The sequence below is a fragment of the Aquimarina sp. I32.4 genome (assembly GCF_002924285.1).
In the GTDB taxonomy this organism is placed as follows: Bacteria; Bacteroidota; Bacteroidia; order Flavobacteriales; family Flavobacteriaceae; genus Aquimarina.
In genome coordinates this window covers 18345-32759 of sequence record NZ_PGUB01000020.1, presented here as the reverse complement: position 1 = coordinate 32759, position 14415 = coordinate 18345, and the positions used below count along the sequence as shown (strand labels likewise).

The window sequence follows — 14415 nt, the reverse complement described above, 5'->3', positions numbered from 1 at the left end:
GTTGAACTATTTTCTAATAAATGCTATCTTCGTCCTAATGAATCCTTCTATTTTACAAACTCCGATTGATTATCTAAAAGGTGTTGGTCCATCACGAGCAACCTTGCTTAGGTCAGAGTTGGGTATTCACACCTATCAGGATCTTATCAACCTTTTCCCTAATCGATACTTGGATAAAACTCAGTATTACAAAATCAATCAATTACAACGTAATTCTGCCGAAGTACAGATTATTGGTAAAATAATCAACCTTAAAACTGTTGAACAAAAAAGAGGAAAAAGACTTGTTGCCAAATTTATGGATGAGACTGGAACGATAGAGTTGGTATGGTTTAGAGGGCATAAATGGATTCGTGAAAATCTAAAGCTGAATACTTCTTATGTTATCTTTGGGAAAACCAAATATTATAATGGTTTTAGTATGCCTCATCCTGATATGGAACTACTTGCTGAGCATGAAAAAAACCTAAGGACAGCAATGCAACCTATTTATCCTTCTACAGAGAAGCTCTCTAACAAGGGAATTACCAATAGGGTAATGAGCAAAATGATGCAACAGCTGTTTATAGAAACAAAAGTAAGATTCTATGATACCTTGTCTCAAGAGATCATCAATGATTTAAAACTTATCTCTAAAAGTGAAGCTGTTTTTAATGTTCATTTCCCAAAAAGCCAAGAACTTCTTTCTAAAGCACAATATCGTCTTAAATTTGAAGAGCTCTTTTATATTCAATTACAACTTATCACAAAAAAATTAATTCGCAAACACAAAATCAAAGGTTTCCCTTTTACTCAGGTTGGTGCATATTTTAATGATTTCTATAAAAATCATCTTCCTTTTGAACTTACTAATGCCCAAAAAAGAGTAATCAAAGAAATCCGTAATGACATTGGCAGTAGTGCACAAATGAATCGGCTTTTACAGGGAGATGTAGGCTCTGGTAAAACCATTGTAGGTTTGATGACTATGCTACTTGCTATTGACAATGGTTTTCAGGCATGTTTAATGGCTCCTACCGCTATATTAGCCAATCAGCATTATATGGGGATCAAAGAACTTACTAAAGGTTTAGATATTAACATAAAATTACTCATGGGAAGTTCTAAGGTCAAAGAGCGACGAGAAATACATGAGGAATTAGAAAATGGCTCATTACATATTTTGATTGGTACTCATGCTGTGTTGGAAGACAAAGTACAATTCAAAAACCTTGGCTTAGCAATTATAGATGAACAACATAGGTTTGGTGTGGCACAACGCGCAAAATTATGGCATAAAAACACCTATCCACCTCATATTCTGGTAATGACAGCAACTCCAATTCCTAGAACTTTAGCGATGAGCTTGTATGGAGACTTGGATATTTCTGTCATTGATGAACTCCCTCCTGGTCGTAAGGCAATAAAAACGGTACATCGATATGATAGTAATCGTTTAAAAGTATTTAAATTCATTACCGAAGAAATTCAAAAAGGAAGACAGGTTTATGTGGTCTACCCTTTGATTCAGGAATCTGAAGCAATGGATTACAAAGATCTTATGGACGGATATGAGAGTATTGCCCGTTCTTTTCCTGCTCCAGAATATCAAATTTCTATCGTACATGGTAAAATGAAACCTGCCGATAAAGACTATGAAATGGATCGTTTTGTAAAAGGAGAAACTCAAATTATGGTAGCAACAACTGTAATAGAAGTTGGTGTCAATGTACCTAATGCCAGCGTAATGATTATAGAAAGTGCAGAACGATTTGGATTATCACAATTACATCAGCTACGAGGACGTGTAGGTCGTGGTGCAGAGCAAAGCTTTTGTATTCTTATGACAAGTTTTAAACTATCGGCTGATAGTAAAACAAGATTAGAAACGATGGTACGTACCAATGATGGGTTTGATATTGCAGAAGTAGACTTAAAGCTACGTGGACCAGGGGATATTATGGGAACTCAGCAAAGTGGCGTTCTCAATCTAAAGATAGCAGATATTGTAAGGGATAATGATATATTAAAAACTGCTCGATATTATGCGATGAAAATTCTCAAAGAAGACCCTTCTCTATCACTAGAAAAGAATAAAGTATTATTATATACTTACCAGCAACTTGCTAAACATAAAAATATCTGGAATTATATTTCCTAATCGCTTCTGTATATGAAATTACCTTATCAACAAATTCCCAAGTATCCTAAACATTACACTTCTGGCGCGATCATATCTAGATTAATTGATGGTCTTGGTTATCGTTATTATTGGGCTACAGAAAACCTTACAAAGGATGATTTAGAATATAAACCTTCATTAGAAGGATACAGTACATACGAAACGATTGAACATATATATTGGCTTTCTATAATGATTATTAACACAATGCATGGTTTGCCTTGCGTAAGACTTACTCCAACTGATTTATCAACAATGACATTTGAAATATTGAGAAAAAACACCCTTCTTAATCTCAAAAAAGCAAGTGAACGATCTATTGATAAAACAAACGAAAATATTGGTGATTTAAATGTAACTTTTAGAAAAGAAGATAACGATACAAAATTTCCATTTTGGCATATTATTAATGGCCCTATATCTGATGCTTTGTACCATACAGGTCAGATTGTGTCATTTAGAAGAACTACTGGTAATCCTATGCACCCAAAAGTGAGTGTCTTTATAGGGAAAACAGAAATATAAAACATAACTCTTTTTAGTTTTTTTGAGCAAAACACATACTTATTCACCATCAAAGCAATATCATTTATTACAGCCTATATGAAACCTAGACTAATAATTCTCTCAGATCTTTGGGGTAAAAAAAAATCACAATGGATCGATCTTTACATAAAAGAGCTTGAAAGGCATTTTGAAATACAATATTATGACTGCTGTAAACTTGGTGAACTAGACACTTCTACATATAAAGAAGAGAATCTTCATCATCAATTCGTAAATGGAGGAATTAATCTGGCGGTTCAAAATTTACTGAAACTTGAAAAAGGAAAAGTAAGCATTCTTGGGTTTAGTGTTGGGGGTACCATAGGCTGGAAATTTGCATTAAAAAATAAAAACACCTCTTCATTATATGCTATCTCTTCTACAAGACTGCGCTATGAAACCAATAAACCTAAAGCAAAAACAATTCTCTATTATGGAGAGGATGATATAAATACTCCAAAAGAAGAGTGGTATAAGACTATGAATATTGATGTTTTTATTGAGGACTCAGAAAAACATCAAATGTACACCAAACCTGAGTTTGCAAAAAAGCTATGTAACTCAATTATAAAAAATAAAAACACCAAATAGGAGCCTCCAAATCAATTATTGGATTTGGATTTTTTAATTCCTACAAGCCCCAATATTCCTATCGGTAAGAGCAAAACCCATTGTAATGCAAATACAGATTGATAAAAGCTTGAAAAGATAAATGCAAATGAGAAAGCGATATACAGATAACTTATAAAAGAAACTGTTTCTAAATTATTGTTGCTTTTTGTATCAAATCCATATTTAAAATACATCCAAGAAGAAGCAAATAAGATAATAGTACCTATATGCCAAACACCTAATAGTTCGGCCTGTATTTGAAGACTTAAGTTACTCAGAAATAACGGATTTATGAGATCCATTTGACCCGCTATTAAATGTAACAGAGCAGTAAACAAATTTAGTATTCCTGTAATAATCCAATATATATTTTTAGTTTTCATCAGTTAATATTTTATAAATTGATTGAGTTCTATTTTTACATTACTTACATAATTTTTGCTTTGTTCTTTATAGCGTATCATTTCATGATAACCTATTAAATATTTATAAAATAATGTAGATTTTATAGTTGCTTCATTTATAGAAAATCCCATTTCTATAAGTATACCTTTGGTATAATCAATCCTTTGCTTATCTATTTCATCTATCAATAATTGGATTTCCTTGTTTTTTATGGCATATCGTTTAAGAAAAAAAATAAAATCTAAATAAGGTTCTTTCTTAAATACCAACTCTATCAGCTTTTCAAATTTTTCTTTACCAGATTGTTTTTTTTCTATAGATGATACTATTTTATTAGTATCTATGGTTACCCAAAAAGATATTATTTCATTCATAAAATCTTTTTTTGTTTTAAAGTGCCAATAAAAACTTGATTTATTAACCTTTAGTTGTAGAGCCATTTTTTCGACCACTATCCCCCGAATTCCTTGTTCAGAAAATTGCTTATACCCTAAGGTTATCCAATCTTCTTTTTTAGCTATTATTTTTGGCATAATTAGACGCTTACGTTTAATTAAACAAATCTACGCAATCAATTTTAATAAACGACACCGTTTATTAAAATTTCACATAAAATATTCTATTCAAAATGAAAAAATATACCAATTGGTATATTTTTTATATATTTACATTTATTATTAGAAATAACATGCTTACAAAAGCCGAACAGACTAAGGAATTTATAACTCAAACCGTTGCTCCTATATTTAATAGAAATGGGTATGCTGCAACTAGTTTGAGTGATATTACCAAAGCTACTGGGCTTACCAAGGGTGCAATTTATGGTAATTTTAAAAATAAAGAAGAACTGGCTATTGCTGCTTTCAAAATGACCGAAGGAAATATGATAGATCGTATTGCAGAGCATCAATCATTAAGTAAATCACCTATTGAGAAATTATTTTTAATTACCGATTTTTATAGAAACTATTACAATTATACTCAAGAAACAGGTGGGTGTCCAGTACTCAATATGGGAGTAGATGCAAAATATCAGATTCCTACTCTTTTTGCACATGTAAAATCAGCTATCACTAAAATTCAAAACAATGTAGCCAAACTTATTGATAAGGGGAAAAAACATAACGAAATAAAAGAAGAAATAGATTCTATACTATATGCAAAACGACTATATAGCATGATAACAGGTGCTATTTTTATGACTCATACTATGGAGGATAACAGCTATTTATTGGAAACCATGGATCAGATAGATACCATGATTCATAAAAAGCTAAAAAGATAATTATCATTTTTTTTAACCTGAAATATACCAATCGGTATAAAATAAATAAAGAAATCATGACACTAACAAAAACACCAGAAAGCAAAGCACTAATAAGGTTTCAAGATTGTGATCCTTTTAATCATCTCAATAATGCATCATATATCAACTATATGATTAATGCACGTGAGGATCAAATAAAAGAGTGCTATAACCTCGATATTTTTGATCTCGCAAAAAGCAAAGGAGTAAGTTGGGTTGTTGGTACTAATCAAATAGCTTACATAAGACCAGCACTCCTTATGGAAAAAGTTACTATTGATTCACAGCTTATACAGTTTACAGAAAATCAATTACAAGTAGAAATAAGAATGTGGAACCAAGATAAAACAGAAATCAAAGCTATACTATGGAGCACCTTTGTGCATTTTAATCTTGCACAACAAAAAAAATGGAAACATAACCAACAACTCATAGAACTATTTCAAAACGTGGTAGTTCCTATATCTGCAACAAGTTTTGAAGAAAGAATTTCACAATTCAAACCACAAAAAGTGTAACAATATTATTTTTTAATAGTCTTATTATAAATACAACTATTAAACCTTAACTATCATGAAATTTTCTCGAAATTTAGGTTCCTCTAATAAAAAGAGGAGCACCTATATTTATATAGGATTTTTTATTATAGCAATCTTATCAATGGTACTAGTTGTTTGGCAAACAGGAATGTTAGAATAACCAAGCAGTTATAAAAAATATTTTTTTATAACTGCTTTCGTATTTAAAAATACTATGAGAATATTAATAGCTCTATTTATTGTTTCTTTTTCATGGGTAGGTTCTGCTCAAAACTCTCAGCAACCAACCACCACCACTTATTTTTTTATTAGACATGCAGAAAAAGATTTAAGTAATCCAAAAGATCATAACCCAAAACTTACTGAAGCAGGTAAAATACGATCAAAAAATTGGGCAAAAATACTTGAGGATACTCCTATAGATTACGTATACACCACTGATTATATTAGAACAAAAAAAACTGCAGCACCTATCGCAAAAAGCAAAGGATTAGAAATGAAAATTTACAATCCTAAAAAACTAAACGATATCGATTTTCAGCAAAATACTATTGGAAAAACAACAGTTGTAGTAGGTCATAGTAATACGACTCCTACTTTTGTAAATAAAATAATTGGCAAAAATAAATACAACTCAATCGATGAGACAATCTATGGTAAATTATTTATTGTAAAGATCACAGGGGAAGTAATTACTGACACTGTACTTATCATAAACTAATTGGGATATACGTAGATATCTTTTAATTCTATTTTTGAAAGTAATTTCAACCTCCCTTTTTCAAATAATTCATCCAAATTACTCAAAGGAGTACTCAAATCATCTGCCTTATAATTATTATAATCTACAAAGCGTATTCCGTTTACTACTCTTGGATTATAAGCTTCTCTAAAACGTATACCTCCCCCATTAACAGCGTATTTATAAGCTAGATAATCTACTGTAAAATCCTCCTTACGAATCCAATACATAAACTCATCTTCATAATCAGTACCTCCCTCCTCTTGGTTAAATGTTACTTGTATCTTAAAATATGAAATCTCATTGATTGTAGCTTCTCCTATTAATTTTTTATTGACTGCAGTAGCATTAAGTCCATACGGTAAATTAGCAAAATAATGCACAGAATTTACACCATCGCTTATTCTTGTTACCAAAGAATCTGGAACTTTTACAGGGCAATTCTCTATAGCACGTTTTAATCCAGAATTACCTACTGCATCATGTATTACACCATTAGGAGTATATACAAACCTCTCTAGCTTATACATCCCTTTCTTTCTATCACTTCTATAAGTTTTATTTCTAAAAGAAAAATACACAACTGCATTATCATATGTTGTTCCACCAGAAATTTTAATTGCATTATCAACTATTTCTGTAGCAGAAGATTGAGCAATCGTTATATTCAAAAAAGAAAAGGTCACCAATAGTATCCCAAAATAGCGTCTCATATAAATTAATTTTAAAAAAACTAATTTAACCTTTACCCTATCAATAAGTGTAAGGATTATGTTAAACTAAAGAACTTCTATAACAAAATCATTACCTAATTCTTAATAACAAACTAACCATCAAACTATTACCAAAATAAACTTAAGCTTTCATTTCAATCAATTATTATTTTTTTATAAATTTAAGAATGAAAAAATAATATTAAAAACTACCCAAAATATGATCACCATACGATATATCGTTCTAATCTTACTATGCTCAATTACTCATACAACTGTATCTCAAGATGAAATTACTTACAAAAGCGTAACAAAGAAATTTCAACAAAATTATAATGCCCAAGATGTAGATGCTATTTATGATATGTATACTACAGAACTACAAGAAGCAACTACAAAAAAAGGAGTTTCTCTATTTATAAATGGTTGTTATAAAGAATTTGGTAACCTAAAGAGTATAACATTTATAGAAATAGCTGAAAACATATACAGTTACTCAGCTGAATTTGATAAAACTGTATTGATAATGGATTTACAACTTAGTACAGATAGTAAGATATCTACCATTCAATTTCAAGAACCTTAGAAAAGTATTTGTATATTCATTTTTTGTACTTGGCTTTCTTTCAGGAAAGCTTTGTACTTTTGTATTTATTTATTAAAAGTACCCCGAATATCCAGACATGAAACAGAATAAGATCAATATACTCAATCGTAAGGCCAAATTTGAATATGAATTCATCGATAAATATACTGCTGGAATCAAACTTGTTGGTACAGAAATAAAAGCAATACGAGAAGGTAAAGCAGGTATTGCAGAGAGTTTTTGTGAATTTAATAATAATGAACTATTTGTAATCAACATGAATATTGAAGAATATTCTCATGCTACCTATTTTAATCACGATCCAAAAAGTGAACGAAAACTATTATTAAATAAAAAAGAATTAAAAAAACTTGAAAAAGAAGTAAAAAACTCAGGATTAACCATCATTCCTACCCGACTCTTTGTAAATGATCGTGGATTGGCAAAACTTAATATCGCTCTTGCTAGAGGTAAAAAGATGTATGATAAACGTGAAACTATAAAAGATAGAGATAACAAAAGAAACCTTGATCGTATTAAAAAGGATTTTAGATAACAAAGAAGTAATTAATCGTTACTAATTATCTCCCTTTCATTTTATCATATTCTAGTTGTTCCTTTTCTTGTAATAAAATATCATCAGGATCTTCATTTAATTCTTTGACCGCTTCAATATAATTCGGGTAATCTTTGTATTTCAATTCTATAAATATAGAGTTTGATTGAGTTAGCAATGCGAGACCTATTCCCCCAAACACAATTAATCTCAAAAAAAGTCTCCTATAAACCGTTCTTTTATTTACTAAACGATTTCTCAAAACAAATCCCAAAGCTATCACAACCATAATGAAACCAACCAAAAGATTCTCATGAGCAAAAGGCCACCTCAACACTTTAAAAAGTACCCCCCATTATAAGAATAGAAATACTAATACTACTAATGATAGAGAGCATAATATCTTGTACCTTTATATCTCTAAACAAAGATGTTCCTTTAGTAAGTAATGCTCGTAAACTAATATCATTAAACAGAAAGACTCCATATCCTATATAAAACCCAGACAACATCAAACCAGCAAGCAGTAGTATTACAGCTCCAAAAGGATAATTCGATATAAACAAAACGATTCCTAAGAAAATAAAAAAGCCAAGTATAACTTCTGCTTTTTTCACTGAACTCAATTTTTATCCTCTAACAGAGGAACAAATCGAAACTCTCCAAATTCATGTTTTTCAAATGCTGTTTCGCTTTTACGAACAAAGAGGGTCATTATCTGCACTTTTTCTCCCACAGGAATCACCAAACGCCCATTGATTTGTAATTGACTTAATAATGGTTTGGGAACATAAGGAGCACCCGCAGTTACAATAATAGCTTTATATGGTGCATGTTCTACTAATCCTTTATATCCATCTCCAAATGATAAATACTTAGGTCGATATCCTAATTTTGACAATAACAATTTTGTTTTTTTAAAGAGCTCTTTTTGCCGTTCAATACTATATACTTTGACTCCAAGTTCACATAAAACTGCCGTTTGATATCCAGATCCCGTACCAATTTCTAATACTTGATCTCCTTTTTCTACTTTTAATAATTCACTTTGAAAAGCTACAGTATATGGTTGAGAAATCGTTTGATCTGCACCAATCGGAAACGCTTTATCTTGATATGCATGATCTTCAAATCCAGAATCAATAAATAAATGCCTAGGAATCTTGGCTATAGCAGATAATACGGCTTTACTCTTGATCCCTTTTTTGATCAGTACATCTACCAATTGTTTTCTTTTTCCAGCATGTCTAAGGGTATCTTTCACTATTATAAGGGTTATTTAGCCGGATAAAATTACATAAACATTTTAAAGATTTATAAACTATTTTTATGTTCTGACTAAAATTTTGCATTTTAGATATAATTAGGATTCAAAATTTATAAATAATACTATTTTTGTGTAAAATCTTGAATTATGCTCAAAGCCGGAGTACTCGGTGCGGGACACCTTGGTAAAATCCATTTACGTCTTCTACAACAATCAGACAATTATGAACTAATCGGTTTCTACGATGCTAGTGAGGCCCAAGCTAAAGCTATCTCTGATGAATTCGGATATCAATTGTTTAATTCTGCTCAGGAATTAATAGATGCTGTTGATGTAGTAGATATAGTCACCCCAACTTTTGCTCATTTTGAAGTAGCAAAACAAGCGATCAAAGCGGGTAAACACGTTTTTATAGAAAAACCAATTACAAATACTGTAGACGAAGCTAAACAACTTATTGATCTCGCCAATACTTATAATGTAAAGGGACAAGTGGGTCATGTAGAACGGTTTAATCCTGCCTATACAGCTGTAGCCGATAAAATTGACAACCCAATGTTTATCGAATCACACAGACTAGCAGAATTTAACCCCAGAGGAACTGATGTTCCTGTCGTTTTAGATCTTATGATTCACGATATTGATGCAATACTAAATGTTGTACATTCTGAAGTCAAACATATTAGTGCTAGTGGTGTATCTGTAATTAGTGAAACGCCAGATATAGCAAATGCTCGTATCGAATTTGAAAATGGATGTGTCGCGAATCTTACAGCAAGTAGAATCTCACTAAAGAATATGAGAAAATCCAGATTTTTCCAACGTGATGCGTATATCTCTGTAGATTTCTTTGAGAAAAAATGCGAAGTTGTAAAAATGAAAGATGCTCCAGAAAAACCTGATGATTTTGCTATGATATTACAAAATGCAGAAGGAATAAAAAAACAAATTTATTTTGACAACCCCGACATTGCATCTAATAATGCAATACTGGATGAGCTGGATACCTTTGCACAAGCCATTAAGAACAATACAACACCCATTGTTTCTCTAGAACAAGGTAAAAAAGCATTAGAGGTAGCTTTAAAAATCATTGATTGTTTTTCTCATTAACAATAAAAACAAAATACACTTACTTTAACAAAAAAACAATACACATATGAAAAACATTGCAGTAATCGGAGCGGGAACTATGGGGAACGGAATTGCACATACTTTTGCTCAAAAAGGGTTTAAAGTACAACTCATAGATATCTCACAACAATCACTTGATAAAGGATTAGCCACTATCACTAAGAATTTGGATAGAATGATTGCCAAAGAAAAAATATCTGAAGCAGATAAAGAAGCTACTTTGGGTAATATTGCTACCTATACTAATATCAAAGAAGGAGTAGAATATGCTGAGCTGGTTGTAGAAGCTGCTACAGAAAATGTAAACCTAAAATTAAAAATCTTTGAAGAATTAAGTGAAGTTTGTTCAGAACATACCATTTTAGCTACAAATACCTCGTCTATATCGATTACACAAATAGCTGCTGTAACAAATCGTCCTGATATGGTTATAGGAATGCATTTTATGAATCCTGTGCCAATTATGAAATTGGTAGAGATAATCAGAGGATATAATACTTCTGATGAAGTAACCAATACTATTATGGAAATCTCTAAAACACTAGGTAAGGTTCCTGTAGAAGTAAATGATTACCCAGGCTTTGTAGCAAACCGTATCCTTATGCCTATGATCAATGAATCTATAGAAACATTGTATAATGGTGTTGCTGGAGTAGCAGAAATTGATACAGTGATGAAATTAGGAATGGCACATCCAATGGGACCTCTACAACTAGCTGATTTTATTGGTTTAGACGTATGTTTATCTATACTTAACGTAATGTATGAAGGATTTAAAAACCCTAAATATGCTCCTTGCCCTCTATTAGTTAATATGGTAATGGCTGGTAAACTTGGTGTAAAAAGTGGAGAAGGGTTTTATGACTATTCTGAAAGTAGGAAAGCAGAAAACGTTTCAAAACAATTCGTTTAAAAAATCAATTGTATCCATTTACAATGACTAGGCTTATACTAGTATCCATATTTGCAATTATACTATCTTGTAAAGAGAAGCAAAAAGTTTCAACTATTCAACATAGTAAGGCTACCGTTGTTACTCATACAAACACCTCACAGGATCAATACCAAAAATATACTACTGTTTTTGAAAACAATCCTGATTTTATAGCTACCAGTTTTGATTTTCCTGTAGGAAAACCTAATGCAAAAGGCTATTACAACGCACAAAAGTTTAAAGAGAACAATCATTTAGGTGATGATTGGAATGGCGTTGGAGGTGGTAACACCGATATGGGAGATCCTATATATACAATAGCTAATGGATATGTCTCTTTTGCAAAAGATATCCAAGGAGGTTGGGGTAAAGTAATCAGAGTTATACATAAATTCAAAGGAAAATATTATGAATCTGTATATGCACACTGTAATTCAATACTCGTAAAAGAAGGAGATTTAATAAAAAAAGGAGTCCAGATAGGAACCATTGGTAATGCTAATGGCATATACAAAGCTCACTTACATCTAGAAATTAGAGATAGTATATTTATGGATATTGGTGGCGGGTATGCAATAGAAACTGGTGGGTATCTAGATCCTACTGATTTTATAAAGAAAAATTGAGACAGAAACTCTCATCTAAAAAAACGTACTTCAAAAGCACCAAAACATGTAGTTTTGGTGCTTTTTTTCAAATACCTATTATAATTTTGAATTTACTGCGTAAGAAAAAGGGAGTTTTATTACTGTAAATTAAATATATAAGAAGAAAAATTGTAATTTTTTTTATATTCTGTAATCAGAATACATAATTCATCAAGTAGATACATATGATTTTTCTATTTTTGGAGTCCACAAAAACAATACGATATCATAATGGCAAAAATTCATCCGTTCAAAGCTATACGACCAACAAGAGATAAAGTAGGCTTGATTGCCTCTCGATCTTATCAAAGTTACACACCTTTTGAACGAGATTCTCGAATGGATTACAACCCCTACTCTTTTTTACATATTGTAAACCCTGGTTATAAATATCAAAAAGAAATATCTGGCGAAGAACGCTATAAATTAGTTCGAAATAGATATTTGGAATTCAAAGAAGATCAGATTTTTATACAAGACGATGTACCCTCATATTATATCTATAAAATAGTAAACCGGGAAGAAGAGTCTTTTTGTGGTATTATAGCAGCTGCCAGTGCAGAAGATTATGAAAATGATATTATCAAAAAACATGAAGATACTATTCAGTATCGAGAAAACACATTTAAAGAGTATTTAAAAATAGTAGGGTTTAATGCCGAACCAGTACTGCTTACTTACCCTGATAATGATACAATTACAACAATCATTTCTAAAACTATCGAAGAAAGAGCAGAATATGAATTTACTACTACCAATAGAGATACACATTACCTATGGCAAATAGATGATATAGAATCTATAAATAGTATTCAAGAGGTTTTTACTTCTATTAAAACAATATATATTGCTGATGGTCATCACCGTTCTGCTTCATCTTATTTATTATCTAAAGACCTAAAAGAAAGTAACCCAAAACATCAAGGTAATGAATCATATAATTTCTTTATGAGTTACCTTATACCTGAATCAGATTTAAAAATTTATGAATTTAACAGATTGATAAAAGATCTCAATGGATTAACTAAAGAGGAATTTCTTATCTTATTAGATGAATGGTTTCGTATAGAAAACAGAGGCTTAGAGGTCTACAAACCTTCAAAACCTCATCATTTTAGCATGTATTTAGATGGTGAATTTTATTCGCTATACTTAAGAAAAACAGCATATAAATTTGCAGATGCATTAGAAGAATTAGATGCTCAAATTTTGTATAAAACAGTGCTTAAACCTATTCTTAATATCGAAGACCTAAGAACAGATACTCGTATAGAGTATTCTCATGGTAAAAATGATATTGTTTATGTAAAAAGCATGGTAGACAAAGGAGACTACAAAGTAGGTTTTGGACTCTTTCCTGCATCTGTAGGTCAGATTAAAAAAATTGCTGACCAAGGGTTAACAATGCCACCAAAAAGCACCTATATAGAACCCAAATTAAGAAGTGGCATTACCATATATGAGTTTTAAAAACAATGAATACAAAGAACATTCTATAATGCAATGATAAAATCTATTGTAACAAACTAACGGAATTTAGATATCTTTGTTGATTATGAATGATATTGAAAAGAATCTACTAGCTATAAAAAAATCGATTCCCCAAGAAATTACTTTAGTTGCTGTATCCAAAACCAAGCCTATTAATGACCTTATAAATGCATATAATGCAGGGCAACGTGTCTTTGGAGAAAACAAAATACAGGAAATGACAGAAAAATGGGAAGCGCTACCAAAAGATATTAGCTGGCATATGATTGGGCATGTGCAAACCAACAAGGTTAAATACATGGCTCCTTTTGTAGATTTAATACATGCTGTAGATAGTTACAAATTATTAAAAGAGATCAACAAACAGGCAAAAAAATACAATAGAGTTATTAATTGCTTACTACAGATCAAAATTGCTGAAGAAGAAAGTAAATTTGGTTTAACTCAAAACGATGCTATTACATTATTAAACTCTGAAGAGGTTAAATCACTAACTAATATTCATATCCAAGGTCTCATGGGCATGGCTACTTTTACTAGTGACCAACAACAAATTAAAAATGAGTTTAAAAAGATTTCAACTTTTTATAAAGAACTACAGCCCAAACACCCCTATTTACAAACACTATCTATAGGCATGAGTGGTGACTACAAAACTGCAATTGATTCTGGCAGTACAATGGTGAGAATAGGAAGCTCTATCTTTGGAGCCAGAAATTACAACTAGTAAAATAAATTATATCTTACACAACCAAAAAAATAGTAGCTATACTGAC

General features: G+C 31.1%; 19 protein-coding genes. 13 read left to right on the top strand and 6 right to left on the bottom strand.

The window, feature by feature from the left end; all coding sequences use genetic code 11:
- The first annotated feature begins 37 nt into the window (after window positions 1-37).
- From recG to CVD18_RS06560, 3 genes are all read left to right on the top strand, one after another.
- Window positions 38-2140 carry an ATP-dependent DNA helicase RecG gene (recG, locus tag CVD18_RS06570; RefSeq protein ID WP_103864649.1) on the top strand — a complete coding sequence of 701 codons (2103 nt, stop codon included), beginning with the start codon at window positions 38-40 and terminating at the stop codon, window positions 2138-2140.
- A gap of 12 nt (window positions 2141-2152) precedes the next feature.
- Window positions 2153-2686 (top strand): hypothetical protein, encoded by a 534-nt coding sequence (locus CVD18_RS06565; RefSeq protein ID WP_103864648.1) that lies wholly within the window; start codon window positions 2153-2155, stop codon window positions 2684-2686.
- A gap of 78 nt (window positions 2687-2764) precedes the next feature.
- Window positions 2765-3298: an alpha/beta hydrolase gene (locus CVD18_RS06560; RefSeq protein ID WP_103864647.1), complete on the top strand. Its 534-nt coding sequence runs from the start codon at window positions 2765-2767 to the stop codon at window positions 3296-3298.
- 11 nt (window positions 3299-3309) lie between these two features.
- On the opposite strand, the gene CVD18_RS06555 is transcribed toward CVD18_RS06560, so the two are convergent.
- Both CVD18_RS06555 and CVD18_RS06550 read right to left on the bottom strand, forming a co-directional pair.
- Window positions 3310-3702 (bottom strand): hypothetical protein, encoded by a 393-nt coding sequence (locus tag CVD18_RS06555; protein ID WP_103864646.1) that lies wholly within the window; start codon window positions 3700-3702, stop codon window positions 3310-3312.
- Window positions 3703-3705: 3 nt separating this feature from the next.
- Window positions 3706-4257: a TetR/AcrR family transcriptional regulator gene (locus tag CVD18_RS06550; protein WP_103864645.1), complete on the bottom strand. Its 552-nt coding sequence runs from the start codon at window positions 4255-4257 to the stop codon at window positions 3706-3708.
- A 155-nt stretch (window positions 4258-4412) separates the two neighbouring features.
- Between CVD18_RS06550 and CVD18_RS06545 the strand changes: the two genes are divergently transcribed.
- From CVD18_RS06545 to CVD18_RS06535, 3 genes are all read left to right on the top strand, one after another.
- Complete coding sequence (locus CVD18_RS06545) at window positions 4413-5009, top strand: TetR/AcrR family transcriptional regulator (RefSeq protein ID WP_103864667.1); 597 nt, start codon at window positions 4413-4415, stop codon at window positions 5007-5009.
- Window positions 5010-5065: 56 nt separating this feature from the next.
- The gene (locus CVD18_RS06540) at window positions 5066-5548 is read left to right on the top strand and encodes an acyl-CoA thioesterase (protein WP_103864644.1); all 483 of its coding nucleotides are present in this window, start codon (window positions 5066-5068) and stop codon (window positions 5546-5548) included.
- Window positions 5549-5783: 235 nt separating this feature from the next.
- On the top strand, window positions 5784-6290 hold the full coding sequence (locus CVD18_RS06535; RefSeq protein ID WP_103864643.1) for a histidine phosphatase family protein: 507 nt from the start codon (window positions 5784-5786) through the stop codon (window positions 6288-6290).
- Here CVD18_RS06535 and CVD18_RS06530 read toward each other — a convergent pair.
- The gene (locus CVD18_RS06530) at window positions 6287-7024 is read right to left on the bottom strand and encodes a DUF6503 family protein (RefSeq protein ID WP_103864642.1); all 738 of its coding nucleotides are present in this window, start codon (window positions 7022-7024) and stop codon (window positions 6287-6289) included. The genes CVD18_RS06535 and CVD18_RS06530 overlap by 4 nt on opposite strands.
- Window positions 7025-7244: 220 nt before the next feature.
- Here CVD18_RS06530 and CVD18_RS06525 point away from each other — a divergent pair, with 220 nt between their 5' ends.
- Both CVD18_RS06525 and smpB read left to right on the top strand, forming a co-directional pair.
- Window positions 7245-7610, top strand: a complete 366-nt coding sequence (locus tag CVD18_RS06525) for a DUF3887 domain-containing protein (protein ID WP_103864641.1) — start codon at window positions 7245-7247, stop codon at window positions 7608-7610.
- A 97-nt stretch (window positions 7611-7707) separates the two neighbouring features.
- A complete protein-coding gene (gene smpB, locus CVD18_RS06520) occupies window positions 7708-8166 on the top strand; it encodes an SsrA-binding protein SmpB (protein ID WP_103864640.1) in 459 nt (152 codons plus the stop codon).
- 25 nt (window positions 8167-8191) lie between these two features.
- On the opposite strand, the gene CVD18_RS22515 is transcribed toward smpB, so the two are convergent.
- From CVD18_RS22515 to CVD18_RS06505, 3 genes are all read right to left on the bottom strand, one after another.
- On the bottom strand, window positions 8192-8380 hold the full coding sequence (locus tag CVD18_RS22515) for a hypothetical protein (protein WP_158250403.1): 189 nt from the start codon (window positions 8378-8380) through the stop codon (window positions 8192-8194).
- A gap of 124 nt (window positions 8381-8504) precedes the next feature.
- Entirely contained in the window at window positions 8505-8783 is a 279-nt protein-coding gene (locus tag CVD18_RS06510; protein ID WP_146052721.1) for a hypothetical protein, read from the bottom strand.
- 5 nt (window positions 8784-8788) lie between these two features.
- Window positions 8789-9430 (bottom strand): protein-L-isoaspartate(D-aspartate) O-methyltransferase, encoded by a 642-nt coding sequence (locus CVD18_RS06505; RefSeq protein ID WP_103864637.1) that lies wholly within the window; start codon window positions 9428-9430, stop codon window positions 8789-8791.
- Between the two features lie 150 nt (window positions 9431-9580).
- On the opposite strand from CVD18_RS06505, the gene CVD18_RS06500 reads away from it, so the two are divergent.
- The 5 genes from CVD18_RS06500 (at window position 9581) to CVD18_RS06480 (ending at window position 14366) form a co-directional block, all read left to right on the top strand.
- On the top strand, window positions 9581-10546 hold the full coding sequence (locus CVD18_RS06500; protein WP_103864636.1) for a Gfo/Idh/MocA family protein: 966 nt from the start codon (window positions 9581-9583) through the stop codon (window positions 10544-10546).
- 46 nt (window positions 10547-10592) lie between these two features.
- The gene (locus tag CVD18_RS06495) at window positions 10593-11480 is read left to right on the top strand and encodes a 3-hydroxybutyryl-CoA dehydrogenase (RefSeq protein WP_103864635.1); all 888 of its coding nucleotides are present in this window, start codon (window positions 10593-10595) and stop codon (window positions 11478-11480) included.
- A gap of 23 nt (window positions 11481-11503) precedes the next feature.
- Window positions 11504-12127, top strand: a complete 624-nt coding sequence (locus tag CVD18_RS06490) for a M23 family metallopeptidase (RefSeq protein ID WP_103864634.1) — start codon at window positions 11504-11506, stop codon at window positions 12125-12127.
- A 252-nt stretch (window positions 12128-12379) separates the two neighbouring features.
- Complete coding sequence (locus tag CVD18_RS06485) at window positions 12380-13618, top strand: DUF1015 domain-containing protein (protein ID WP_103864633.1); 1239 nt, start codon at window positions 12380-12382, stop codon at window positions 13616-13618.
- A gap of 85 nt (window positions 13619-13703) precedes the next feature.
- Window positions 13704-14366 (top strand): YggS family pyridoxal phosphate-dependent enzyme, encoded by a 663-nt coding sequence (locus CVD18_RS06480; protein WP_103864632.1) that lies wholly within the window; start codon window positions 13704-13706, stop codon window positions 14364-14366.
- Window positions 14367-14415 lie beyond the last annotated feature (49 nt).